Annotated in this window: 19 protein-coding genes, 1 tRNA gene and 2 pseudogenes; 11 read left to right on the forward strand and 11 right to left on the reverse strand. The window is 63.5% G+C overall.

The window, feature by feature from the left end; genetic code table 11:
• Positions 1 to 97 precede the first annotated feature (97 nt).
• Positions 98 to 2,200, forward strand: a complete 2,103-nt coding sequence (locus tag AC2CGW_RS15765; protein ID WP_186669536.1) for a putative bifunctional diguanylate cyclase/phosphodiesterase — start codon at positions 98 to 100, stop codon at positions 2,198 to 2,200.
• A gap of 31 nt (positions 2,201 to 2,231) precedes the next feature.
• Here AC2CGW_RS15765 and ychF read toward each other — a convergent pair.
• From ychF to AC2CGW_RS15785, 4 genes and pseudogenes are all read right to left on the reverse strand, one after another.
• Positions 2,232 to 2,375 (reverse strand): annotated as a pseudogene (ychF, locus tag AC2CGW_RS15770) (redox-regulated ATPase YchF); the annotation flags it as partial.
• 77 nt (positions 2,376 to 2,452) lie between these two features.
• Positions 2,453 to 2,770 carry a hypothetical protein gene (locus AC2CGW_RS15775; protein ID WP_186709259.1) on the reverse strand — a complete coding sequence of 106 codons (318 nt, stop codon included), beginning with the start codon at positions 2,768 to 2,770 and terminating at the stop codon, positions 2,453 to 2,455.
• A 409-nt stretch (positions 2,771 to 3,179) separates the two neighbouring features.
• Positions 3,180 to 3,971 (reverse strand): annotated as a pseudogene (locus AC2CGW_RS15780) (transposase).
• A gap of 353 nt (positions 3,972 to 4,324) precedes the next feature.
• Entirely contained in the window at positions 4,325 to 5,404 is a 1,080-nt protein-coding gene (locus AC2CGW_RS15785) for a patatin-like phospholipase domain-containing protein (protein ID WP_484574272.1), read from the reverse strand.
• Positions 5,405 to 5,571: 167 nt separating this feature from the next.
• Here AC2CGW_RS15785 and AC2CGW_RS15790 point away from each other — a divergent pair, with 167 nt between their 5' ends.
• The 5 genes from AC2CGW_RS15790 to AC2CGW_RS15810 all read left to right on the forward strand — a co-directional run bounded on the left by AC2CGW_RS15790 (position 5,572) and on the right by AC2CGW_RS15810 (position 9,582).
• A complete protein-coding gene (locus AC2CGW_RS15790) occupies positions 5,572 to 5,880 on the forward strand; it encodes a PepSY domain-containing protein (RefSeq protein WP_186709248.1) in 309 nt (102 codons plus the stop codon).
• A complete protein-coding gene (locus tag AC2CGW_RS15795; protein WP_186669530.1) occupies positions 5,880 to 6,194 on the forward strand; it encodes a PepSY domain-containing protein in 315 nt (104 codons plus the stop codon). Before AC2CGW_RS15790 ends, AC2CGW_RS15795 begins: the two co-directional genes overlap by 1 nt.
• Complete coding sequence (locus AC2CGW_RS15800) at positions 6,195 to 6,866, forward strand: response regulator transcription factor (RefSeq protein ID WP_186669528.1); 672 nt, start codon at positions 6,195 to 6,197, stop codon at positions 6,864 to 6,866.
• Entirely contained in the window at positions 6,863 to 8,182 is a 1,320-nt protein-coding gene (locus tag AC2CGW_RS15805; protein WP_484574273.1) for a sensor histidine kinase, read from the forward strand. Before AC2CGW_RS15800 ends, AC2CGW_RS15805 begins: the two co-directional genes overlap by 4 nt.
• A 242-nt stretch (positions 8,183 to 8,424) precedes the next feature.
• The gene (locus AC2CGW_RS15810; RefSeq protein WP_484574274.1) at positions 8,425 to 9,582 is read left to right on the forward strand and encodes an HPP family protein; all 1,158 of its coding nucleotides are present in this window, start codon (positions 8,425 to 8,427) and stop codon (positions 9,580 to 9,582) included.
• On the opposite strand, the gene AC2CGW_RS15815 is transcribed toward AC2CGW_RS15810, so the two are convergent.
• On the reverse strand, positions 9,556 to 10,422 hold the full coding sequence (locus tag AC2CGW_RS15815; protein WP_288375476.1) for a LysR family transcriptional regulator: 867 nt from the start codon (positions 10,420 to 10,422) through the stop codon (positions 9,556 to 9,558). The two genes, AC2CGW_RS15810 and AC2CGW_RS15815, sit on opposite strands and share 27 nt — an antisense overlap.
• Before the next feature lie 98 nt (positions 10,423 to 10,520).
• Complete coding sequence (locus tag AC2CGW_RS15820; protein WP_484574275.1) at positions 10,521 to 11,813, reverse strand: leucine-rich repeat-containing protein kinase family protein; 1,293 nt, start codon at positions 11,811 to 11,813, stop codon at positions 10,521 to 10,523.
• Positions 11,814 to 11,973: 160 nt separating this feature from the next.
• Here AC2CGW_RS15820 and AC2CGW_RS15825 point away from each other — a divergent pair, with 160 nt between their 5' ends.
• Entirely contained in the window at positions 11,974 to 13,863 is a 1,890-nt protein-coding gene (locus tag AC2CGW_RS15825; RefSeq protein WP_186719642.1) for a propionyl-CoA synthetase, read from the forward strand.
• A 30-nt stretch (positions 13,864 to 13,893) separates the two neighbouring features.
• Here the strand turns inward: AC2CGW_RS15825 and zapE are convergent, their stop codons facing one another.
• Both zapE and AC2CGW_RS15835 read right to left on the reverse strand, forming a co-directional pair.
• Positions 13,894 to 14,970: a cell division protein ZapE gene (gene zapE, locus AC2CGW_RS15830; protein WP_484574276.1), complete on the reverse strand. Its 1,077-nt coding sequence runs from the start codon at positions 14,968 to 14,970 to the stop codon at positions 13,894 to 13,896.
• A 109-nt stretch (positions 14,971 to 15,079) separates the two neighbouring features.
• Positions 15,080 to 15,322, reverse strand: a complete 243-nt coding sequence (locus AC2CGW_RS15835) for a hypothetical protein (protein WP_186709228.1) — start codon at positions 15,320 to 15,322, stop codon at positions 15,080 to 15,082.
• 291 nt (positions 15,323 to 15,613) lie between these two features.
• Here AC2CGW_RS15835 and AC2CGW_RS15840 point away from each other — a divergent pair.
• Positions 15,614 to 15,688, forward strand: a tRNA-Gln gene (locus AC2CGW_RS15840).
• 98 nt (positions 15,689 to 15,786) lie between these two features.
• Here the strand turns inward: AC2CGW_RS15840 and AC2CGW_RS15845 are convergent.
• From AC2CGW_RS15845 to AC2CGW_RS15855, 3 genes are read right to left on the reverse strand one after another with little or no spacing between them, the layout of a single operon-like run.
• Positions 15,787 to 18,174, reverse strand: coding sequence for a response regulator (locus AC2CGW_RS15845; protein WP_484574277.1), 2,388 nt, complete (start codon positions 18,172 to 18,174; stop codon positions 15,787 to 15,789).
• An 11-nt stretch (positions 18,175 to 18,185) separates the two neighbouring features.
• A complete protein-coding gene (locus tag AC2CGW_RS15850) occupies positions 18,186 to 18,647 on the reverse strand; it encodes a response regulator (RefSeq protein WP_186669516.1) in 462 nt (153 codons plus the stop codon).
• A gap of 24 nt (positions 18,648 to 18,671) precedes the next feature.
• Positions 18,672 to 20,915 carry an ATP-binding protein gene (locus tag AC2CGW_RS15855; protein ID WP_484574278.1) on the reverse strand — a complete coding sequence of 748 codons (2,244 nt, stop codon included), beginning with the start codon at positions 20,913 to 20,915 and terminating at the stop codon, positions 18,672 to 18,674.
• Between the two features lie 289 nt (positions 20,916 to 21,204).
• On the opposite strand from AC2CGW_RS15855, the gene AC2CGW_RS15860 reads away from it, so the two are divergent.
• From AC2CGW_RS15860 to AC2CGW_RS15870, 3 genes are read left to right on the forward strand one after another with little or no spacing between them, the layout of a single operon-like run.
• Positions 21,205 to 21,732: a Csu type fimbrial protein gene (locus tag AC2CGW_RS15860; protein WP_186669513.1), complete on the forward strand. Its 528-nt coding sequence runs from the start codon at positions 21,205 to 21,207 to the stop codon at positions 21,730 to 21,732.
• Positions 21,733 to 21,765: 33 nt separating this feature from the next.
• Positions 21,766 to 22,299 carry a Csu type fimbrial protein gene (locus AC2CGW_RS15865; RefSeq protein ID WP_186709219.1) on the forward strand — a complete coding sequence of 178 codons (534 nt, stop codon included), beginning with the start codon at positions 21,766 to 21,768 and terminating at the stop codon, positions 22,297 to 22,299.
• 17 nt (positions 22,300 to 22,316) lie between these two features.
• A complete protein-coding gene (locus AC2CGW_RS15870) occupies positions 22,317 to 22,850 on the forward strand; it encodes a Csu type fimbrial protein (RefSeq protein WP_054894731.1) in 534 nt (177 codons plus the stop codon).
• Positions 22,851 to 22,853 lie beyond the last annotated feature (3 nt).

The raw sequence follows: 22,853 nt of genomic DNA on the forward strand, positions 1-22,853 counted from the left end.
GTCACAGGGAGGGCGCGCGAGCGCCCTCTAAAAGCCTTTTCACACACCATCATGAAGCCAGCTTTTGGAAATGTTCTCGCTGTGCTGGGGGTACTGTATGTTGATGGATGCTAGTTCTGATGTGATGTATCGGCTGCTGGTGCAAAGTGTGGTGGACTACGCGATCTATTTGCTCTTGCCCAACGGAGTGGTCGCTAACTGGAACCCCGGCGCGCAGCGTGCAAAGGGTTATGAAGCCAGTGAGGTGGTCGGAAAGCATTATTCGATGTTCTTCACCGAGGCGGATCGCACTGATGGCGTGCCGGCAGCCAATCTTGAACATGCCCGTCTTTTTGGCAGATTCGAGGATAATTGCTGGCGTTTACGCAAAGATGGCAGCTTTCTGCGCGCACATGTCGTGATCGAAGCAGTACGGGACGATGATGGGGTACTGGTGGGGTTTGCGAAGATCACCCGGGATATCTCCGAGCGCTATCGTAGTGAGTTGGAAGTGCTGCAGGCCAAGCAGTTAGCCGAGCAGTACAGTCAAGAAATGGGCAACCTCTCGCAGTTTCTCGACTCTGTGATCGCTAATATCCCCGCCTGCGTCATCGTCCAGGACCTCGCTAGCCGACGTGTGCTGTTGGCCAACAAGCATGCAGATCGGCTTTTCAGCGGGGTAAATGCGCAACTTGTGGGTCGGTTGCCACAGGAGTGTGCATTGCCGGGCGCGGCTGAGTTTCTAGAAGAGCAATTGACGCGGGGGGCCTGCACGGTCAAGGGCTACGCCGCCGAGACCCGCGTACAGACGGCCATCGGTTGGCGCACATTGAGAAGCCGCGCGCTCCTGAGTCAGAACATGGGCAAGCAGGCAGACTACGTCCTTTTCATTGCCGAGGATGCAACCGACGAGCTTGCCGCGCACGCGCAGATACACCACATGGCTCACCATGATGCGCTCACTGGACTGCCCAACCGCACATTGTTCAACGAGCGCCTCGAGAAGGCGCTCGCTCAGGGGGCAGGGAGCGGCAGGCTCACAGCGATACTGTGCCTGGACCTCGATAACTTCAAGAATATCAACGACTCGTTTGGTCATGGCTTCGGCGACAAGCTGCTGCGAGCCTTGGGCAAGCGCTTGCGCGATGAGCTGCGCGATGCGGACACGCTGGCCCGGCTGGGCGGAGATGAGTTTGCGGTGGTCCTTGCGGAACTGGATTCCTCAGAGTCAGCCCGCGCTGCGGCACAGCGTCTGATCGAAGTGATCGAGCCGCCTTTCCATATCGAAGGTCATCAGTTCTCTGTCGGCATGAGCATTGGTATTGCTTGCGCGCCTGAGGATCATGGTAGCGCTGAGCAGCTGCTCAGTTACGCTGACATGGCCCTCTACGAAGCCAAACGAAATGGCCGTAACCGCTATGAATGCTTCAACGTTGGACTTTATGACGCCGCGCACAAGCGCCGCCTGGTCGAAACCGACCTGCGTAAGGCGTTGCACCAGGGGCAGTTGCAGTTGCACTACCAACCGATCATGGATCTGCAGAGCAACACAATTTCTGGCTATGAGGCGCTGATGCGCTGGGAACACCCGAGCCGCGGCATGATCATGCCAATGGATTTCATTCCGGTAGCCGAGGAGACCGGGCTCATCCACGAGCTTGGTGCCCGGGCCTTGAACCTTGCCTGTCAGGAGGCTGTTACCTGGGAGGGGCAGGAGAGTGTCTCGGTTAACTTGTCCCCTGTGCAATTCAAGAATGCCGGGCTTATACGCACTGTAGCTCTGGCACTGTCGGACTCCGGGCTGGCCCCGCAGCGGCTGGAACTGGAAATTACCGAGTCGGTACTGCTGGGCCAGACTGACGAAAATGCGCGGGTTCTGCGCGAGCTGAAAGACCTTGGGGTAGGGATTGCCCTCGACGATTTTGGCACTGGCTACTCGTCGCTGGGTTACCTGCGTGCTTTCCCGTTCGACCGGATCAAGATTGACAAGTCGTTCGTTAACGATATGTGTGAAAGTGCCGAGGCCCTGTCGATCATCCGCGCGATCACCGAGCTTGCCAGAAGCCTGATGATCAATATCACTGCCGAGGGGGTAGAGTCTGCAGAGCAACTGGAAAGGCTGGTGGCCGAAGGGTGTTCGCATGTGCAGGGGTACTTCTGTGGGCGCCCGGCACCGGCCAGCGAGCGCATGAAGCAGGTGACGGGAGTGGCGAAAGGCTAATCAGGGCAGTCCTGAATACGCTGAGCTTGGCGGCGTAAAGCGTTGCCAGCGGAGGCTCCTGAGCGTCGTGCTTGGGATCGACGTTGTTGGAGGCGTGGATCATGTTCTCGTCTTCGAAGCAGCGCACTACGTGGGCGATGGCGTCGTTCTCGCGAATGTTGGCGAGGAACTTGTGCCATGGGGGGGGCAGCGCCGGCCGCAGAGTGCAGCGCAGCGGCCCTGGCTACCTCACGTTGTCGCGGTCATGGGGTTTTACTCCTGGATCGTGTCCTGGGAGAGATCGGTGCTTACTCCCAGGCGATTGGCCTCCATTTTCAATATGAGTTTTCCAGCGGCGCGATCGCCGCCATGAAGACGATCAAAGAGGAATGCGAAAATAACGAGCATCAAGTATTCGGCATTGGCGGGCGAGTGATGATCGAATCGTATATTCTCGGCTTTGAATTTGGCATTGGCGGCTGACTCAGCGTCATGGATTGATGTCATGACGCGCTTGATTAATTCTTGCTCAGCATCGTGAAGTGTTTTAACGATAAACGCATGTTGTGATTTAGTGTGCGTGCCACTCATAAAGGTGCCTTTTCAAGGAAGGGAATCGATCGTCGCTAGTGGAGGGTGGAGAACGTGTGCCCGTTAAGTCATAGGCTGAGGGCGGGCCGGGCGCTATAAGACGCATCTTAAATGTGGAGGTTTTTGGATGTCGCTCCAGGGTTGATGGGGGCAAGCAGTTGCTAGGCGCAGTAAGAAAACCGTGATACTCGGTGATGCTGCGTTGAAAACAGCCTGGTGTGCCAGCCCGGTCGGAATGCTCTTTTCAACCCGTAAAGTCGAGCGCGAATACGACCGTTCCTCGGCAGTTTTCGCCTTGCCTGACCTTCGTCTCAAGGCTTTTCATACAGACCCTAGCCTCGCCGATTTCTGGAGGAGGGTATGTGCGCAAAGATTGTTTCCGCATCTCTCGCGCTAGCGTCCTGAGCGCTTAATTCATTAGCTTATTTTTGATCACGCTCAGCTTTGGCATATGTACCGAGCTGATGGTGGTCGCTGCGTTTTTTGTCCATTTGAACGACTTGGCTGAATGTTCGTTATGAGCAGTGATGAACTGGCGGATCGCGACTTTCAGATCAGTGCACTGGTGAAGACACCTCGATACAGCGCGCGTCTCTCCAGCCGTGAAAACCAGCCTTCCACCGCGTTCAGCCAGGACGCACTGGTCGGCGTGAAGTGCAGCTTGAAACGTGGATGTTTTTCCAGCCAGGCCCTGTTCGCTGCGGTTTTGTGGGTTGAACCGTTGTCCTGGATCACATGGAGATCCAACTCGGCAGGCTCGCCGTGCCATGGCGCTTGTAATCATGGGGTCGTCGCTCGGCCTGCCCAGCCCGAAGTTGCAGCATTGGCTGGGTAGAATCCAGTGCTTGGAACTAAGTTTTTTCGTCAACACACAGCACCATGGCGTTGTCCGGAGGGCTCAGGTAGAGCCCGTCCACATCAATCACCTTCTCAGCGCCCAGCTTCAAAGGCTGGCCGCTGCGCGGCAGGTCGCTCAGGCTCTCCGTGCCCGTCTCCAGATAGCGCTTTGGCCACTGAACACGGTCGGTGTCGTGATCTGCAACTGCCCCCAGATGGCAATGGACGTCCCCCATCATTGAGCAAAAGCAATATCTGCAGCCCGCTGCGCAAGGCTCTGCGCCAGCGTATTCATTCGCAGCCAACCTTGAAGCGTAACAACGTCGGCGGGTTGCAGTGCGAAGGGCGCGATCGGACGAGGCATGCCGGAACCATCTCTGGGCGAGGGGCGCACAACCCCGGCGAGGTGTAGTGCGCTGGGTGACCTGGTCCTGCTGAGCATCGACCAGTGGCCGGAAGGGGCTGGTGGCGGCCCAGGTGCCGACGGCGATACCCAGCTGGATCAGCAGAACGGCGCCGGCGAGGCGGCCAGGTGTTCATGCCAGCACGCGCAGCCAGGTCATAACACGTTTTGTGCTCAGTTGCGCCATGCGGGCGCCTAACTGCTGTCGTGACTTGTCGGTTTTTGGCGGGAGCCCATCGTGGAATCTTTGAAAATTTCCACGCTGGCAGAACTCTGTGTGAATCAAGAATGCGCGCAGTCTACCAGCATGCTTGCTACAAGGCTTGCAACCGTTCATGCAGCCGCCCGGTGGCGACCAGTTCCAGCAGTTCGTCGCCCAGGCGCTGGCTTTCGGCGATGGCCTTGTACCAATAGCGCTTGCGTGTCGGCGCATCCCCCATGAAACGCTTGAAGTCGTTGCGGTCCGGCAGCTTGCCATAGGGCAGGGCGGCCAGGTAATGCGGCGATGGGGTCATCAGCAGCACATTGTGCAGGCGTGTGGCATCGCCGCGACGCCAGGGCAGGGCCTTGTCGAACCAGCCGGGCACGACCTTGTCGGTGAAGTGCGGATAGAGCACCAGGTCGTCGCCTCGATAGGGCAGGTCGAGGTGGTAGTCCAGCAGGCCGCCGTCACGGTAGGTGCCGTTGCCAGCGCCGGGAATATCGCGCACGCCCTCCATCACCATCGGGATCGAGCCCGACGCGAGCAGCGCCTGGCGCAGGTTGCCCAGGTCCAGGGGCAGGCAGCGCGAGGGAAAGTCGGTCAGTGCGTCCAGCGGGGGTGCGCTACGGCTGTCATGCAGGATGATGCGTTCGAAGTGGCGGCCCAGCCGCGAGCGCCCGAGCAGATTGCTGGCAATCACCGAGGACAGGCCCATGCCCAGCCGCGCGGGGTGATCATGGGCAAGCTGGCCATGGCTCTTCACCACCAGGATATTCAGGCGATAGTGCGCATTGGCCAGGATCTGGTCGTCACGGCCCTGCAGCAGATCGTCGAGCATGCGCTGGCAGCTCTGGCTGATCTGCGCAGGGGTCACGCCCTTGGCGAAATCCTGCTCGGTGTACAGTTCGCCCAGGCGCCGCAGACCGGCCACGGGGTCGTCCAGGCAGGCGCTGGCAAAGCGCCAGGAGCCGATCGAGGCGCCGATCAGCGAGCGCTGCCGCGGTGCCGACGGCAGCAACTGGCCGAACAATGCCAGGTCCAGGCCCTGTATACCCAGCGGCTTGGGGCCGCCGGCCGCGCCCGGCAGCACCCCGACATCGACAGCCCGCAGGCCGCGCTCGCGGATCTGTGCCAGGGCGCGTCGGCCGGCCTTGAAGGTCAGGGTGGGGTACTTGATGTGGATGGCGCTCATGGCTGTCTCTTGAAGGGCAGGTGCGCATTATAGGCAAATGGGGTTCGACAGGCGCTCGGAGGCTGCGAACGGCGCTATCATGTCGCCAGCTGTTTTCAGGTTGAGTTAAGGACCGGTGGTTAATCTTAACCCCGTAGACAACATACGCACCTCGATGGAGAGACACTATGAAAACGTTGACTGCCCTGTTCACCGCCGCCGCCCTGACCTTCGGTGCCACTGCCGCCTTCGCCAAGGACGTGCAGCCCGACGAAGTGGTCAAACTGGTGAATGCCAAGACCATCAAGTCGCTGGATGAACTCAAGGCCGCCGCCGTGGCCAAGCATCCCGGCTCGACCGTCACCGACTCGGAGCTTGAAGACGAATACGGCCGCTACATCTACAAGGTCGAACTGCGCGATGCGCAGAACGTCGAATGGGACGTGGCCCTGGATGCCAAGACCGGTGAAGTGCTGAAGGACGAACGAGACAACTGATGAACACGCTGCCGCGAGCGGTGCCCTGCCTGGCACTGGCATTATGGGTCGCCTGCTCGCCGGCGACCGCCCGCGATTTGGACCAGGACGAAGCTCTGGAACTGCGTCAGCAGGGCATCATCCTCCCGCTTGAGCAACTGCTCGAGGCAGCCCTGGGGCGTTACCCCGGGGCCCGCCTGCTGGAGGCCGAGCTGGAAGAGAAGCACGGCCGTTACGAGTACGAGGTCGAGCTGCTGACCCCGGCCGGTGTGGTGCGTGAAATCAAGTACGACGCCCGTAGCGGCGTTTTGATCAAGGACGAGGAAGACGACTGAATGCGCCTGTTGCTTGTCGAGGACAATGTGCCTCTGGCCGACGAATTGATCGCCAGCCTGCAACGCCAGGGCTATGCCGTGGACTGGCTGACCGACGGTCGTGATGCTGTCTACCAGGGGCAGAGTGAGCCCTATGACCTGATCATCCTCGACCTCGGTCTGCCCGGTCTGCCGGGGTTGGAGGTACTGACGCAATGGCGTGCCGCTGCGTTGTCCATCCCCGTGCTCATCCTCACCGCTCGCGGTTCCTGGGCCGAGCGCATCGAAGGACTGAAGGCCGGAGCCGACGACTATCTCACCAAACCCTTCCACCCCGAAGAACTGCAACTGCGCATCCAGGCCCTGCTGCGCCGTGCCCGTGGCCTGGCCAACCAGCCGCGCCTGGAGGCGGCGGGCCTGCACCTGGACGAAGGGCGCCAGTGCGTCGTGCGCGAGGGGGTGGATGTGCAGCTGACCGCCGCCGAGTTTCGCCTGCTGCGCTATTTCATGCTGCACCCGCAGCAGGTCCTGTCCAAGAGCCACCTGGCCGAGCATCTTTACGACGGGGAAACCGAGCGCGACTCCAACGTGCTCGAGGTGCACGTCAATCACCTGCGGCGCAAGCTGGGGCGCAGCGTGATCGAGACCCGTCGCGGCCAGGGCTATGTCTACGCCGGGAGCAGCAACGGGTGAAGTCGATCCAGGCACGCCTGAGCCTCGGCCTGGTGGCCGTGCTGGTGGTGGTCGGCGTGGCGGTGGCGCAGGTGACCCTGTGGTTGTTCGAGGCCGGGTTGCAGCGCTATCTCGAAGCCGGGTTGCGCAAGGAGAGCGAGAACCTGCTGGTGGCGCTGGTCCGGGGCCCCAGCGGTCTGCAACTGGACGAGCGGCGTATCTCGGCGGCCTATCAACGGCCGTTTTCAGGGTATTACTTTCGCATCGATTTCGACCAGGGCACCTGGCGCTCCCGCTCGCTGTGGGACCTGGACATGCCCAAGCTCGCGCGCCCGGGGCTTGAAGATGGCCATGAGCTGGGCCCGGAAGGCCAGCAACTGTTGGCCTATCGGGGTGATTACCGGCGCCTTGGCCAGGATATCTCGATCAGCGTCGCTCAGGATTACTCGCCCGTGCGCGAGGGCTTCAGGCGCTTGCAGCAGATCGGTCTGGGCATGGGTGTGCTGGCGCTGCTGTTGATCCTGATCCTGCAGCGCATCACCGTGACCCGCTCTCTGCGGCCGCTGGAGCGCGCTCGCCAGCAGATCGCCCAGTTGCAACAGGGGCAGCGCTCCCAGCTCGATGCCCAAGTGCCCAGCGAACTGCAACCGCTGGTGGATCAGGTCAACCACCTGCTGGTGCACACTGAAGACAGCCTGCGTCGTTCACGCAATGCGCTGGGTAACCTCGGCCACGCCCTGAAGACCCCGCTGGCGGTGCTGCTGAGCCTGGCGTCGAGCGAACGCCTGCGCGATCTGCCCGAGGTGCAGGCGCAACTGCGCGAGCAACTGGAGCAGATCCAGCAGCGCCTGGCCCGCGAATTGAACCGTGCGCGGCTGGCGGGTGATGCCTTGCCGGGCGCGCAGTTCGACTGCGACGCGGAGCTCCCCGGGCTGCTCTGCACACTTGGCATGATCCATGGCGAGGGGCTGCTGCTGGCGCGTGATGTACCACCGGGGTTGCTGTTGCCCTGGGATCGCGAGGACTTGCTGGAGCTGCTGGGCAACCTGCTGGACAACGCCTGCAAATGGGCTGACAGCGAAGTGCGCCTGGGTATCGAGGCAACTGCCGAGGGTTACTGGCTATGGGTCGACGACGACGGGCCAGGGATTCCCGGTGAGGCACGGGAGCAGGTACTGGAGCGCGGGTTGCGGCTCGACGAGCAGGTGGACGGGCATGGCCTGGGGTTGGGGATCGTGCGGGATATCGTCGAGGCCTGGGAGGGGCGGATCACCTTGCTCGAGAGCCCGCTGGGCGGGCTGCGCGTCAGCATCGAGTTACCACGCAAGGGGCGCTGACAGGTTTCGCGGCCCCTTGAGTGATCGATCAAGGAGCAGATCCTGCAAAAAAATTGCAGTCCAGGCGCATTTTTTTGAATTGGCACCAAAACGGTGCGCTCGGCACAATCCCCACCACGGAACCCTCCGGTTTCCATCTCTCCACGGACGGAGCCAATTGTCATTGCCTTGGTAATGCAGGGCCCAGACCCTCTCGGCTGGGCTTTCTTTTTAAATCACCCAGTACGATTGCACCTGATTCGATGCCTGCCTCGCGTCCTGAAAACCGTCTGCAGCGCCTGTTGCCGGCGCCTTTGAATACTTCTCCACGGGAATGGCTGCGTGCCGCTGTCGGCGCGCTGCTGGGCTTGTTCCTCGCCGGATGGCTGTGCAGCATGGCCTACGGCCCCTCCATCGCCTTGCACCTGCTTGGCCCGCTGGCCGCCTCGGCGGTACTGGTGTTCGCCGTGCATTCCGGCCCACTGGCGCAGCCCTGGCCGGTACTCGGCAGCTATGCCCTGGCCGGGATCCTCGGGCTGGCGATGCGCCAGGGCCTGGGCAGCGAGCTCTGGGTAGCCGCAGCGGCCCTGGGGGGCTCGCTGCTGTTGATGTGCTGGTTGCGTTGCCTGCATCCTCCGGGCGGCGGCGTGGCGGCCAGCGTGGTGCTGGCTGACCCTGGGCTGGTAGCAATGGGCGACCATTTGCTCGAGCCGGTGCTGCTCAACGCGTTGATCCTGGTGGCGGTGGCGGTGCTCTACAATCGCCTGACCGGCGTGCGTTACCCCAAGGGCGCAGTACCGCGCAAAGACCCGCATCACACCCATGATCCACTGCCCAGTGCACGCGTCGGCATCAGTGGAGAAGACCTGGATCTGGCACTGGAGGAGCTGGGCGAGTTCGTCGACGTCACCCGCGATGAGCTCGAACGTATCATCCTGGCCACCGAGCAGCACGCCCTGCAGCGCAGCCTGGGCGGGATCACGGCGGCTGCGGTGATGTCCCGCGACGTACAGTTCGCATCGCCGGACACCACCCTGGAACAGGCCTGGAAGATGCTCGCCAGCCATCACCTGAAGACGCTTCCGGTGCTGGAGCACGGGCGTCTGGTCGGTATCGTCAGCCTCAGCGACCTGGTCGGCCCGGCGATGGCACAGGGGCGCTTCAGTTGGCGAGCCCCGTTCCATCGCCCGTCGACACGCATGGCACAGGTCATGAGCCGCCAAGTGGTCAGCGTAGGTAGCGAACATCCATTGGAGCGACTGCTGCCGCTGCTCAGCGAGCACGGGTTGCATTGCTTGCCGGTGCTGGACGGCGAGCAACTGGTAGGAGTGATCACCCAGACCGACCTTATCGCCGGCCTGAAACGTCATCTGCTCAACGCGGCAACGCAGCGCTCAGACCAGCGGGTCCCAGCGTTGTGACCAGTCGCTGGCGCCGTCGGCCACCTGACGGCGCAGCACCGCGAGCGCCTGCTGCAGCGCTTCGCTGTCACGCTCGCGGGCATAGACCAGGAATGTCGGGTAGGTGAACTCCGGCGCCTGTGGCACGCGCTCCAGCACGCCACTATCCAGATAGGCCTGCACCACACGGGTACGGAAATAGCCGCTGCCGCCCTGGTCGAGGATGAACTGCAGCGCCAGGGGGCCTAGGTTGAAGCTCAGCGCCGGCCGCGCGCAGTGGGGCAGGGCCGCGTCGTGCTGGCGTCGGAAGGCTTCGCCCCAGTCGATATAGATGTACGGCTCGGGCAGATCGACGCGACGGATGCGAATCAGCTTTTCTTCCATCAACTGTTCGATCTGCAACCCTGGGCCGTAGGTCGGTTGATAGACCAGCGCCGCATCCAGCAAGCCCATCTCTACCTTGCGCAACAACGCCTCGCCCTCGCTCACTTCGCTGCGGATCGCCTGGTCGGGCAGGGCCCGATGCAGTGCGCTGACCCAATCGAGCATCAGTGGATTGCCCAGGCTCACCTCGCCCCCCAGGTGCAGCACCTTCTGGCAGCCTTGTGGCAGCGGCAGGCCACGGCGTGCCGCTTCCCAGGTCTGTACCAGTTGGTTGGCGTAGGTGACGAAGGCCTCGCCGTCGCCGGTCAAGCTGGCGCCGTTGCGGCTGCGCACGAACAGCTGACAGCCGAGTTGTTGTTCCAGGCGCTGCACCCGCGCCGAAATGGCGGTCTGTGAGACGAACAGGCGCTCGGCGGCGGCCACCAGGCTGCCGCAGCGCACGATTTCCAGGAAAGTACGGGCCTGATCGATGTCCATTGAGTGCTCGGCTGTGGGGGTAGTGAGCCATTCTAGGGGCTGTGCACTGGATTGGGGCGGGTAAATGGTCCAGGGGGGTTGGGCGCCCCAGCGTACCCTCAATGCCTGTGCAGCGCCTCGAGCACCTGTGCGAACGCCGGGCGTCGCTGTACATCCGCTTGCTGGCAGTGCTCGGCCAGGGCGCGCAGTCGAGCCTCGTCTTCTTCGCAGCGGTCCAGCAGTTCGTCGATGAGAATGCCGAAGGCGCGAACCTCCAGGCGCTCGATGGCCTCGCCAGCCGCGCCTGCAGCCAGCGAGTGGAACGACGCCGCGCCGAAGTCCCCGAGCAGGCAGTCACCGTCCGCTGCGCAGAGGATGTTGTGGGCATACAGGTCGCCGTGGTTCAGGCCCCGTGCATGCAGGTGCGCGGCCACCGAAGCGATACCGGCCAGCAGATGCTGCACGGCGTTCAGGCTGAAATGGCGCTCTGCCGGGTAGCGGTCACGGGTGCAACTGTCCAGGCTCGGTGGGCCGGCAAGGTTGAACCAGCTTGGGTCTATCCGTTGCATCACCAGTGCAGGGCGTTGCTGAGGGTGGTTGTCGATGCGCCCGAGCAGCCGCACCAGTTGCGGGTGGTCCCCGGCTGCCAGGCAGGCGCTCATCTCTGCCAGGGGCGAGCCATCGCTGGTGATCTCGCCTTTGTACAGCTTGACCGCTACCGACGCCTGCTGGGCGGGCCAATGCGCCAGGTGAATCACGCCCGAGGCGCCACGCCCGAGTTCTTCACCCAGTGTGAGGTCCGCCCAGTCGATACGCTGGCCGCTGGATTCTGCCATGGGCGTGCGCAGCGCCTGGGGCAGCGGGTTGTCGGCATAGGCCAGCCACGCCAACCGCGGCATGCGCAGCAGCCAGTCGGGCAGGGCCGTCAGGCGGTTGCTGGCGACGCGCAGCAGTTCCAGGCGTTCGCAGCGGGCGAGGCTGGCAGGCAGATCGGTCAGGCGATTGCCTGCGAGCATCAGCTTCTGCAGGTGGGGGCAGTCGCCAATCTGCTGCGGCAGGGTTTCGAGCAGGTTGTCGGTCAGTACCAGCGAGCGCAGGCTGGCGGGTAGCGCCTGCGCATCGACCTGGCTGATGCGGTTGCTCTTGAATCCCACGGTTTCCAGGCGCGCGCAGCGGCCGATGCCGTGGGGCAGGTGGGTGAAGCGGTTTTCCGAGCAGAACAGCACTTTCAGCCGGGTCAGTCGGTGCAGGTCATCGGGCAAAGCGCTTAGGGCGTTGCCGGTCAGGTTGAGCACCTCGAGTGTGTCGGCGAGGGTGAAGATCTCTGGCGGGAAGTTGGTCAGGCCTTCGCACAGGTCAAGGCGGGTGATGCCTTGGAGTCGGCCGGCTTTGAGGTCTTCGAGGCTGTGCATGGTGCGCGCTTATGGCTTGGAAAGACCGCCATTCTAGAGGTGCGCCAGGCCATTGCAAATCTGCACAAGGGTTGCGACTTAAGTCCGATGGCAGGGCTGCAATGCCGGTCCATACTCAAGGCTCGCCCTTCAATAACAACAAGTACTGGGTTGCGAACCAATGACCTATCAGCACAGCTATGCGCATTCCATCACCGACCCCGCCAGCTTCTGGCAAGCCCAGGCCGAGCAGCTTGCCTGGCACCGCAAACCCACCCTCACCCTGCAGGAAAACCAGGACGGCACCCACCGCTGGTTCGCTGACGGGCGCCTGAACAGCAGCTACCTGGCCCTGGACCATCAGATCGAGCAAGGCCGCGGCGAGCAGTTGGCGCTGATCTATGATTCGCCCGTGACCGGCGCCGCGCAGACCTTCACCTACCTTCAGTTGCGCGACGAAGTCGCGCGCCTGGCCGGTCTGCTGCGCGCGCTCGGCGTGGGCAAGGGCGATGGGGTGATCATCTACATGCCCATGGTGCCGCAGGCCGCCATGGCCATGCTGGCCTGCGCGCGGATCGGCGCGGTGCACTCGGTGGTGTTCGGCGGTTTTGCCGCCAACGAATTGGCCCTGCGTATCGACGATGCGCGTCCGACCCTGCTGCTCACCGCGTCCTGTGGCCTGGAGTTCGACCGGGTGATCGAATACAAACCGCTGGTCGATCGCGCCCTGCAGTTGGCCCGGCACCAACCCCGGCATGTGCTGGTGCTGCAACGTCCCCAGGCCCGCGCGCAGTTGCAGCCTGGGCGCGACCTGGATTGGCAGAAGGCGGTGGCCGACGCCGAGCCGGTGGCACCGGTCGAGCTGGACGCAGGCGACCCGCTGTACATCATGTACACCTCCGGCACCACCGGAAAACCCAAGGGTATCGTGCGTGAGAATGGCGGCAATGCGGTCGCGCTGTGCTACGCCATGCGTCACGTCTATGGCATGCAGGCGGGCGATGTGTGGTGGGGGATTTCCGACGTGGGCTGGGTGGTCGGCCATTCGCTGATCGTCTACGGGCCGCTGATGAGCGGCTGCACCACGGTGTTCTACGAAGGCAAGCCGATTCGCACCCCGGATGCCTCGGCGTACTGGCGGGTGGTCGAACAGTACAAGGTCAATGCACTGTTCTGCGCACCGACCGCCATGCGTGCGATCCGCAAGGAAGATCCGGAGGGCGAGCTGATCCGCCGTCATGACCTGGGCTCGCTGCGACAGTTGTTCCTTGCCGGCGAGAAACTCGACTCCAGCACCCACCAGTGGCTGGAGCGGGTCAGTGGCAAACCTGTGCACGATCACTGGTGGCAGACCGAGACCGGTTGGCCGGTGACCGCGCCGTGCGTGGGGCTCGAGGGCAGCGCTGCACGCCCGGGATCGAGCAATCGCGCAGTGCCGGGCTATCACGTGCAGGTGCTGGACGATGAGGGGCGACCCCTGGGGCCGAACCAGCAGGGCGCCATCGTGATCGCCTTGCCGTTACCGCCAGGTTGCAGCCAGACGCTCTGGGGCGACCACCCACGCTACCTGCAGGCCTACCTGCACAGCTATCCGGGCTATTACCACACCGGTGACGGCGGCTACCTGGACGATGATGGCTTCGTCTACATCATGGGGCGCACCGATGATGTGATCAACGTCTCCGGGCATCGGCTGTCTACCGGTGAAATGGAGGACCTGGTGGCGCAGCATCCGGCGGTGGCCGAATGCGCGGTGATCGGCGTGCACGACGAGATCAAGGGCCAGGTGCCGCTGGCGCTGGTGGTACTCAAGGACGGGCAGGGCATTGCCGAGCAGCAGTTGCAGGCCGAACTGGTGGCCAGGGTACGCGAGCAGATCGGGGCGCTGGCCTGTTTCAATCGAGTGCGTCTGGTCAAGCGCCTGCCCAAGACGCGGTCGGGCAAGATCCTGCGCGCGGTGCTGCGCAAGATTGCCGATGGCGTGGACTACGTGGCACCGTCCACGCTGGATGACCCGGCGGTCCTGGGTGAGATAGAGGGCGTGCTGGCGGACTTGCCGCGGGTGGGCTAAGGCTGTGCTGTCAACGGCAGGCGCGCGCCCTCAGGCCGCAGGCCCCATCTGCTGCAGTTGCCCTAGCCGGCTGCGGGTGCGCATCAGGTCGTTGATCGCCCCGCCCAGGCTTTGCTCCAGGCTGCGCCTGCCCAGCACCAGCAGCGACTTGTCCTGGTCGTACAGCACATCGATCAGGTTGACGAAGCGCTGCTGCGCGGCCAGTGAACAGGCTGACAGGTCATCCAGGCCATCGATGATCCATTGGTCGAAACGTTCGGCCAGGGCCAGATAGTCGATGACCGCAGTGGGCTGCTCGCACAGGTCGTCGAAGGCGAACATCACCTGTCGCCCATGGCTGTGCAGCGCACGCAGCGGGCGGCGATTGACCTCCAGCGTGATGGCCTGGGCGGCAGGCACGGCAAGGATCTGGCGCTGCGTGGTGTCGGCCGGCCAGACATAGTGCCCTTGGGTAAAGCGCTGCTGCTCGCGATTGGCCGGCAGGCTGCGAAAATCGGTTTCACCGCCCACTTCCAGCACCTGCATGCGGTCATTGATCAGGCGGATCACCGGCAGGAAGCGCTCGTGATACAGCGGGTTGGGCAGCAGCCCTTCAGGAGCGTAGTTGGACGTTACCAGCAAGAACACACCACGCTCGAACAGTGCACCGAACAAGCGGGTGAGCAGCATTGCATCGCCAATGTCATGGACGTGGAATTCGTCGAAGCACAACACCTGGCAATCGCCTAGCAATGCATCCAGGGTGGCCCCCAGTGCATCGTCCAGGGCGCGGTGGCGGTGCATGCCTTCGTGCAGGCGGGCGAAGAAATCATGGAAGTGCAGGCGGCGTTTTGCGGTGGTCGGCACGGCCTGGAAGAACCCGTCGAGCAGCCAGCTCTTGCCTCGACCGACCGAGCCATGGAGGTACAGGCTGCGCGCCTGCCCCTGGTCGAGGGCGGCGAGTTGCGTGGCCATGGCCTCGATCACCCGGTGTTGGCCTTCGCTCAGGGTATAACCGCGTTCGTGGGCCTTGCCCTGGAAGTGCGTCAGCAGCGTGGCGTCGGCCGGAGTCGAGGCACGCAGGCGCTGGCCGAGGTGGCGCAGAGAGTTTTGAATCCAGGCGGACAAGGCGACAGCTCCGAATGACGAGGGCAGACGCAGCTTGCGCGAGCCTGCGTCGTTTGACCAGTCGAGAATGTGCGCCGCCGTTATCGCATGACGCGATAGGTCGTGCCGATCAGGCTTTGCGCTCCAACTGCCGTTCGATCATGAACTTGACGGCCAGGCGCTTTTCCTTGAGATGGCGCAGGTCTTCATCCATGAAGTTGCCCGCCGAAATCGATTCGGCCGCCAGCACCTGGTTGTCGAGGTCCATGTAGTCGTCCAGCAGGCGGTCCAGCGTCTTGTCCTGCTGACGCCGTTGTTGAACGATTTCGCGTGGGTAGTGCAGGTCCTGATACAGGTCGTGTGAGACTGGCATGGCGCCCTCCTTGTGATGCGCAAGCGGTGGTTAATTGCTTGGAATGGGCAAAGGCGCATGTGTTGAAGCGAGGCGGAAAAAAACCGACGGATGGTTATCGGTGCCGAGGCTTTCAGGGGCGAGCAGTGTCCCTGGCAACGGGTGTGAAGGCATCATCTCGTGGGCGTGGGCACTAACTTGCTGTTTTCCGGCAATTTTTTTCAACTCGGGGGTTCCCAGTCGAAAAGAATGTTGGTAAAGTGCGGCCCATTCCAGCACAGCAACACACGTAGCTGTCAGTGAATTCGATACAGGGGCGTCGCCAAGCGGTAAGGCAGCAGGTTTTGATCCTGCCATGCGTTGGTTCGAATCCAGCCGCCCCTGCCATTACTTCCAAGCATTCTCAAGCGTCCAGCCTGCAAGCCAGCCTGGCGATTTCTTGTGTCTGCTGGTTAGATGAAGCGCGCACGGCGCGCCATCCTGGCTTATCCCGCGTCCCCCAGCAAATCGTTCAGTGCCCGGGTCAGATCCTCGGCTTGCACGGGCTTCTGTATGACCAGGCTGCCAGGCAAATCCAGCCCTTCCAGTTCGGCGTAGCCCGTGAGAAACACCACGGGCAGGCGAGGGTAGCGCTCGCGCGCGGCGTGGGCCAACTGGGCGCCGTTGAACTCGGGCATGGCAAAGTCGGAGAGCAGCAGATCGATGCGCTCGTCGAGCAAGGCCAGGGCCTGTTCGCCACTGTGGGCCTGGCGTACCTGGTAGCCATGCAGGCGCAGCACGTCTCCGATCATGTCACGGACCAGGTGATCGTCATCCACCAGCAGCACCACTCGGTCATGGCCGTTGAGCGATGTACCCTGCGACTGTGCGAGATTCTGCGGTTCGTCGAGGTCGGTTCGCTTGACCGCCGGCAGGTAGACGCTGACTTGGGTGCCGAGCCCGGGCGCCGTGTCGATGCGTACGCCCCCGCCTGACTGCTTGGCGAAGCCGAACACCTGGGCCAGGCCCAGGCCCGAGCCCTTGCCGATATCCTTGGTGGTGAAGAAGGGTTCGAAGACCCGGGCCACCACCTCTTCGCTCATGCCGCAACCGGTGTCGCGAATCGACAGCATCACGTACTCGCCAGGCTCGGGGTCTTCCGGGCGCTGGGCGAGGGTATCGATTTGCATGTTGCGAGTCGACAGGGTCAACTGGCCGCCGGCCGGCATGGCGTCGCGGGCGTTGATCGCCAGGTTGAGGATGATCATCTCGGTCTGGGTCGGGTCGGTCAGTGCCTGCCAGAGGCTGCTGTCCAGATCCAGGCGCACCGAGATATTGCCGCCCAGGGTGCGACTCAGCAGTTCCTCGAGGCCGCCCAGGGTGCGGTTGAGGTTCAATGGCACCGGCTCCAGGCGCTGGCGGCGCGAGAAGGCCAATAACTGCGAGGTAAGCTTGGCCCCGCGTTCACCGGCTTCGCGCACATGCTTCAGGCGGCTGCGCGCCCTGACCAGGTCGCCTTTGTCGAGGTCTCGCTCGACGAAGCTGGCGCCGGTGAGGATCACGGTCAGCAGGTTGTTGAAGTCGTGGGCCACGCCTGCGGTGAGTTGGCCCACCGCTTCCAGGCGTTGCATCTGTTGCAGGGCTGCCTCGATGCGCTCGCGCTCGACGATCTGGTCACGCAGGCGGCTGTTGGCCTCGGCCAGCCCCAGCGCCGCTTCGCGCTCGCTGGTGATATCGCGGGCGACCACGTACAACAGCGTATCTTCCGGGACCACCGCCCAGGACAGCCAGCGCTGCTGCCCGCCGGCATGCTGGATACGGCCGATGAAACGGGCGCTGGTGCGCCCGTGGGCGAGGGCGGCCAGCTCTTCGAGAAAGGCTTCCTGCTCGACTTCGGGTAGCAGGTGCAGCAGCGACGTCTGGCTCAGGCGTTCGCGGCTGATGCCCAGTACCGCTTCCCAGGCCGGGTTCAGCGCTACTGGCGTGAGGTCTTTGTTCAACACCGCGAGCAGGTCTTGCGACAGCTCCCAGGCCCGGTCGCGCTCGCGGGTGCGGCGCTCGACCCGTTCGCCGAGCATTTCATTGAGCTGCTTGAGCGCCTGGGTGGCCAGGCGTTGCTGGTGGATGTCCTGCAGCACGCCGGAAAAGCGCACGCAGCGGCCATCGACAAACTGCGTCTGTCCGGTGGACAGCAGCCAGTGCGGTTCCAGGTTGCCGGGTGCGGTAATGCGGAATTCGGCGCGGTAGTGGCCGTCGCTGTCCGGCCGCATCGCCAGCTCCACGGCCTGGCTGACATGGGGCTGGTCCTCGGGATGGATGCCGGCGTAGAACACCTCCAGGCTCATCTCGGTGTCGACCGGCAGGCCGAACAGGGTCTTGCAGCGGTCGTCCCAGAGCAGCAGGTCTTCCTGCGGGCGGTAGTCCCAGGTGCCCATGCCGGCGGCGTCGATGGCAATGCGTGCACGTGCTTCGACATCGGCCAGCGCCTCTTCGGCACGGCGCCGCCGCTGGCGCTCCTGCACCTCGGTCAGTGCCCGGCGCACGGCCTTGGGCAGCAGCGGCAGGTTTTTCTTCAACACATAGTCGGTGGCGCCCAGGCGGATCATCTCCACGGCGTGCTCTTCGCCGTAGATGCCGGAAAGGAAGATGAAGGGCACGTCTGGTGCCAGGCGCTGGGCGATGGCCAGCACTTCGGTGCCGGAGGAGCCGGGCAGGACGCAGTCGCACAGGATCAGGTCGTAGCGGCCCTCGAGCAGAGCGTGTTCGACTCCGGCATGGTCGAACACCAGGCGCGACTGGACTTGAAAACCACTGCGCTCAAGGCGCAACAGACTCAGCTCGGCGTCCATCGAACTGTCTTCGACCATCAGCAGTTTCAGCGCGGTAGTTTGCATCGTCGACGCCTTCAGTTGCCGCCACGCCGGTTCAGGCGCAGCGAGCCGGGCGGAGGTTCGTTGAGCACGGCCCAGAACACCCCGAGGTCGGAAATGGCGGCAACGAACTCCTTGAACTCCACCGGCTTGACCACGTAGGCGTTGACGCCCAGCTCATAGGCGCGCAGCAGGTCGGGTTCCTCGCGCGACGAGGTCAGCATGACGGTGGGGATGCTGCGCAGCTCTGGCGTGGAGCGTACTTCCTTGAGCACTTCCAGGCCGTCTACCTTGGGCAGCTTGAGGTCGAGCAGCAGCACCGCCGGGTTGCCGTCGTCGCGTTCGGCGTAGGCGTTGCGCCGCAGCAGGTAGTCGAGGGCATCGGCGCCATCGCGCAGGACAATGACTTCGTTGGCCAACTGGCTGCGTTCCAGGGCCAGGAGCGTCAGTTCCAGGTCCCGGGGGTTGTCTTCGACCAGCAGGATCGGTTTGAGCATGATGTGTACGGTTACCTCAGGTATTCAACGGATGACAGGCAGGGCGAAATGGAAGGTGGCGCCCTTGTCGACTTCCCCCTCGGCCCAGACTTCGCCGTCGTGCCGCTCGATGATGCGGCGCACGCTGGCCAGCCCGATGCCGGTGCCTTCGAAGTCTTCCATCCGGTGCAGGCGCTGGAAGACGCCGAACAGCTTGCTGGCGTAGGTCATGTCGAAGCCCACGCCATTGTCGCGCACGAAGACCTCGATCCGGTCTGCGTGCTCGTGTGCACCGATCTCGATGCGTGCAGGCTCGCGCCCGCGGGTGTATTTGATCGCATTGGCGATCAGGTTCTGCAGCACCAGGTTGATGAAGGCAGGATCGGCGATCACCTTGGGCAGGCGCGCGATCTCCCAGACAATCTCGCGGCCGCTGTAATCCGGGGCGAATTCCAGGCGGATGTTGTCGACCAGCGCATTGAGGTCGACATCCGAAAGACGCAGGGCCGAGCGGCCCATCTGCGAGAAATTGAGCAGGTTGTCCACCAGTGTGCCGGCGAAATGCGCGGCCTCGCCGATGTGCTTGAGGAAACGCTGGCCGCGTTCGGACAGACCTTCGCCCTCGACCTCGCTGAGCAGTTCGGAGTAGCCGGCAATGTGCCGCAGTGGGGCGCGCAGATCGTGGGAGACGCTGTAGGAGAAGGCCTCGAGTTCCTTGTTCGAGCGCTGCAGTTCACCGCTCAGTTGCGCCAGCTCCTCGGCTTTGCGCAACACGATAACCAGCACGGCGGAGCGCAGCTCGGCCACGCCATCGATGACCAACGGGTTCCAGGCGGCGCAGAAGCCGCGGACCTCTTCCTGCCAACTGTCGAAACTGTGTCGTGGGCTGAGGCTGCCCTGGGCGCTGACCTCCTTGAGCGGTTGGCCAGCCCAGTTGACCGTGCGCACCTGCTCGGGACGGAACCACAGCAAATAGTGCGAATGGATCTGGGAGATGGCCACCGCCAACAGCCCCCCCGCATGTTCGGCCAATGCCGGCAGCTCAGGGATGTCGCGGCCCAGGTTGTCGCTGCTGAACACGCCATCGTCCCCGCGGCTGGACAGCCATTGCACCAGTTCATTGACCAGTGTTTCGGGCGGTGCGTTGCCGATCAGGTCGCAACGTTCGGCGCTGATGATCGCGGCACCGCTGGCGCCGACGAAATCCAGCAGCACGTCGGGCAGGCTGAGCAGCCCTTCGCTGACGCTGTCGTAGTCGGCCATGGCTGACAGCATGTGGACGATACGCTGGCGCAAGTCGAGCAGGGTGCGGGTTGCGCTGTGTGCCTCGTGGGACTCGATCTGCAGCGACAGCACGCTGCCCAGCAGTTCGCAGGCGGCGCGGGTGCGAAAATCCAGGGCACGCGGCTGTTGGTGGTGGCATGACACCAGGCCCCAGAGCTGGCCATCGACCATGATCGACAACGACATCGACGCCAGCGTGCCCATGTTACGCATGTATTGCAGGTGCACGGGCGAGACGCTGCGCAGCGCCGCGAAGCTCATGTCCAGCGGCTTGCCGGTGCGAGGGTTGTGGCTGGGAATCAAGGGTGAGGCCTGGTAGTTGGCATCCTCGATCAGGCGGATACGGTTGATCCTGTACAGCTCGCGAGCCTGGCGCGGAATGTCCGAGGCCGGGAAGCACAGCCCCAGGTAGCTTGGATAGCCGGGGTCGGCAGCTTCGGCGAGTACCTGGCCGTTGCCCTCGGCATCGAAGCGATACGCCTTGACCCGACCGAAACCGGTGATGCGCTTGATCTGCAGCACCGACTGCTGGAGCAGTTCCTCGATGCTCGTGGCCTGGTGCAGGCTGCTGACGAAGGCGCGCACCAGGGGATAGTAGTCGTCGTGTTCACTCAGGGAGTCGGCCGGGCCACAGGGCTCGAATTCGGCGATCAATACCTGGTCGTGGCGGTGTACCAGCAGGCGCAGATGCTCGGCGCAGGGCGCACCTTCACGCAGTTTCACGTCGCCGATGTGGAAGGGAAAGATTTCGTCCTGGGGCAGGCGCGCAAACTGGCGACGGGCATCGAAGCCTTGATCCATCAGCTCGGGCAGGGTGCAGCCGATCAGTGCCGGGGTGGGGATGCCAAGCCAGCGCTCGGCGTTCTCGCTGCCCTGCAGGATGCGCAGATCCTGTTCGTCGAGTACCAGCAGAAAGCCGTGGGGCCGGATGCTGCCTGGAATCTGGATGGGCTCCTGGGCGCAGCGTTCCACGGCTTGATCGAAGGCGTTCTGGGCGGTGGTCAAGAAAAGCTCTCCCGTCGTGGCCGCAAGCGGTGGCCATAGGCGTCTGGCACAAAGTGTGTACTGTGCAAGGTATCAGAAAGTCAGCATGTTCGCCGGGGTCATGGCCATTTGAGGGCTATTGCTCGGGGAGGTTCTATGTGACGCTGAAATTTGTATAAGTTTCCCGTTGCAGGCCCTAGGGCAAGGCTTAGCCGAGGGCTGCCAATCCTGGAAAATTCCCGCGCGCTAGCAGGATCCAATCCTACTGCTAAGCTCAAGACAGCACAGGGAACACTGGAAGGGAGATTCGGTGACGGAGCGCTTGCTGGCCTCGCTGTTGGGCCTGTTGTTGAGTGGTGGTGCCGTAGCGGCGGATTTTCTCGTCGAAGTGCGGGTCCAGGTGCAGCGAGGCTGCATGCTGGTGAACCAACCGCGCGACGCGGGTGCACAGGCCCTGGGTCGAATCGACCTGGGCAGTGCCGCGCGCCTGGACGGCCCTGATGCGCCACTGAGTGGCATACTGCTTGCCCAACGCCCGCCTCGCCTGGAGTGTAATCCCGATACGCCGTATCAAGTCAAGGTCGATGGCGGCCAGCATGGCGGCGTGGGCGAGTTGCGTTATCTGGGCGACGCTGATCGGCAGGCGCGCCCCATTCCCTATCGCCTCTATCGCGACGCTGCCTGGCGTGAGCCACTGGCCGTGGACGTCGCACAATCGGCGCGGGTGCCGGACAGCGGTTCGGTGGAGCTGCCCTTGTACGCGCGCATCGATCGACTGGCCTGGGTACCGAAAGCCGGGCTGTACACCGACCTGGTCAAAGTCACGGTCACCTGGTAGGGAGCGGACCCACATGCGCAAGGACGCGCCGACATGAACCGTACTTCTTTGCTGCTGTTGACCCTCGGCCCATTGCTGCTGCCCGGTGCCTCGGTGCATGGCAGCACCACGGGATTCATCCAGGCGCGCCTGGTGATCAGCTCTGCCTGCCAGATCAGCAGCGACCAGCAACCGGCGACCCTTGCCAATCCCGGGCTGATGGACTTTGGCTCGCAGGCCCCGAGCTGGGATGGTCCGCTGCGCACCCGCGTGGATGATGCGGGCGGGCAGGGCAGCCTGCAGATCAGTTGCACGCCTCAGGTGCGCGCTTTCAGCGTGCGCATCGACGAAGGACGCAATGGCGCAGGGGGTGTGCGACAACTGAGCAACGGGCGCGTGCTCATCCCTTACCAGCTGGCTATCGACCCGGGCGGCAACACCCGATACGGCATCGGCCAGGCGCGCACCTTCACCATCCAAGGCACCCAGCAGGTGCCCGTCCCGATCTACGGCGTGGTCGTCGCCCAGCCGCGCGCGCTGCCGGCCGGGCTGTACCGCGACACCCTTCGAGTAACCCTGGACTGGTAAAACGCAAGGAGATTCCCATGGCAAGCACATCGATTCGCTGCATCCTTACCGCCCTGGGTCTCGCCCTGGCGGCCCAGGCCCAAGCGGCCACCGTGACCGGGACGATCAACTCGACCTTGACGTTGATCTCGGCCTGCCAGGTCAATGGCAGCGCCGGCACCTCCGGGCTCAATTTCGGTAGCCTGAACTTCGGCACCCAGGATGCTCTGTTCACCACTGCCAATGGCCAGGTGCTCGGTGGCGGCGGCGGGGCCATGAGCATTCTCTGCTCGGCTGGCACGGTGCCGGCGATCCGGGTGCGGGCCGGTGCCCACGACGGTGCATCCAGCGGCGGGACGCGCGCGCTGGCCGACGGCGCTGGCAACTTCGTACCGTACGACTTCTACACCGATACCGGTCGTACTCAACTGCTGGCCATCGACGGCACCATCACGCTGCCGACCAGCACCGGTGTCGCCCAGACCGTCAACCTCTACGGCCAGGCGCGTGGCAAGGCGGGCCTGCCGGCCGGGGTGTACACCGACACGGTCGCGGTCGAGCTGACCTTCTGACCC

Source organism: Pseudomonas sp. SYWMCR5 (assembly GCF_057197165.1).

What these genes read in the sequence shown, in the direction of transcription:
- AC2CGW_RS15810 (WP_484574274.1), top strand. Translation starts at nt 8,425, where the DNA reads ATGCCTGCCTCGCGTCCTGAAAACCGTCTGCAGCGCCTGTTGCCGGCG.
- AC2CGW_RS15835 (WP_186709228.1), bottom strand. Translation starts at nt 15,322, where the DNA reads ATGCCAGTCTCACACGACCTGTATCAGGACCTGCACTACCCACGCGAA.
- AC2CGW_RS15825 (WP_186719642.1), top strand. Translation starts at nt 11,974, where the DNA reads ATGACCTATCAGCACAGCTATGCGCATTCCATCACCGACCCCGCCAGC.
- AC2CGW_RS15815 (WP_288375476.1), bottom strand. Translation starts at nt 10,422, where the DNA reads ATGGACATCGATCAGGCCCGTACTTTCCTGGAAATCGTGCGCTGCGGC.
- AC2CGW_RS15865 (WP_186709219.1), top strand. Translation starts at nt 21,766, where the DNA reads ATGAACCGTACTTCTTTGCTGCTGTTGACCCTCGGCCCATTGCTGCTG.
- AC2CGW_RS15870 (WP_054894731.1), top strand. Translation starts at nt 22,317, where the DNA reads ATGGCAAGCACATCGATTCGCTGCATCCTTACCGCCCTGGGTCTCGCC.
- AC2CGW_RS15850 (WP_186669516.1), bottom strand. Translation starts at nt 18,647, where the DNA reads ATGCTCAAACCGATCCTGCTGGTCGAAGACAACCCCCGGGACCTGGAA.
- AC2CGW_RS15820 (WP_484574275.1), bottom strand. Translation starts at nt 11,813, where the DNA reads ATGCACAGCCTCGAAGACCTCAAAGCCGGCCGACTCCAAGGCATCACC.
- AC2CGW_RS15765 (WP_186669536.1), top strand. Translation starts at nt 98, where the DNA reads ATGTTGATGGATGCTAGTTCTGATGTGATGTATCGGCTGCTGGTGCAA.
- AC2CGW_RS15790 (WP_186709248.1), top strand. Translation starts at nt 5,572, where the DNA reads ATGAAAACGTTGACTGCCCTGTTCACCGCCGCCGCCCTGACCTTCGGT.
- AC2CGW_RS15775 (WP_186709259.1), bottom strand. Translation starts at nt 2,770, where the DNA reads ATGAGTGGCACGCACACTAAATCACAACATGCGTTTATCGTTAAAACA.
- AC2CGW_RS15800 (WP_186669528.1), top strand. Translation starts at nt 6,195, where the DNA reads ATGCGCCTGTTGCTTGTCGAGGACAATGTGCCTCTGGCCGACGAATTG.
- AC2CGW_RS15795 (WP_186669530.1), top strand. Translation starts at nt 5,880, where the DNA reads ATGAACACGCTGCCGCGAGCGGTGCCCTGCCTGGCACTGGCATTATGG.
- AC2CGW_RS15785 (WP_484574272.1), bottom strand. Translation starts at nt 5,404, where the DNA reads ATGAGCGCCATCCACATCAAGTACCCCACCCTGACCTTCAAGGCCGGC.
- AC2CGW_RS15845 (WP_484574277.1), bottom strand. Translation starts at nt 18,174, where the DNA reads ATGCAAACTACCGCGCTGAAACTGCTGATGGTCGAAGACAGTTCGATG.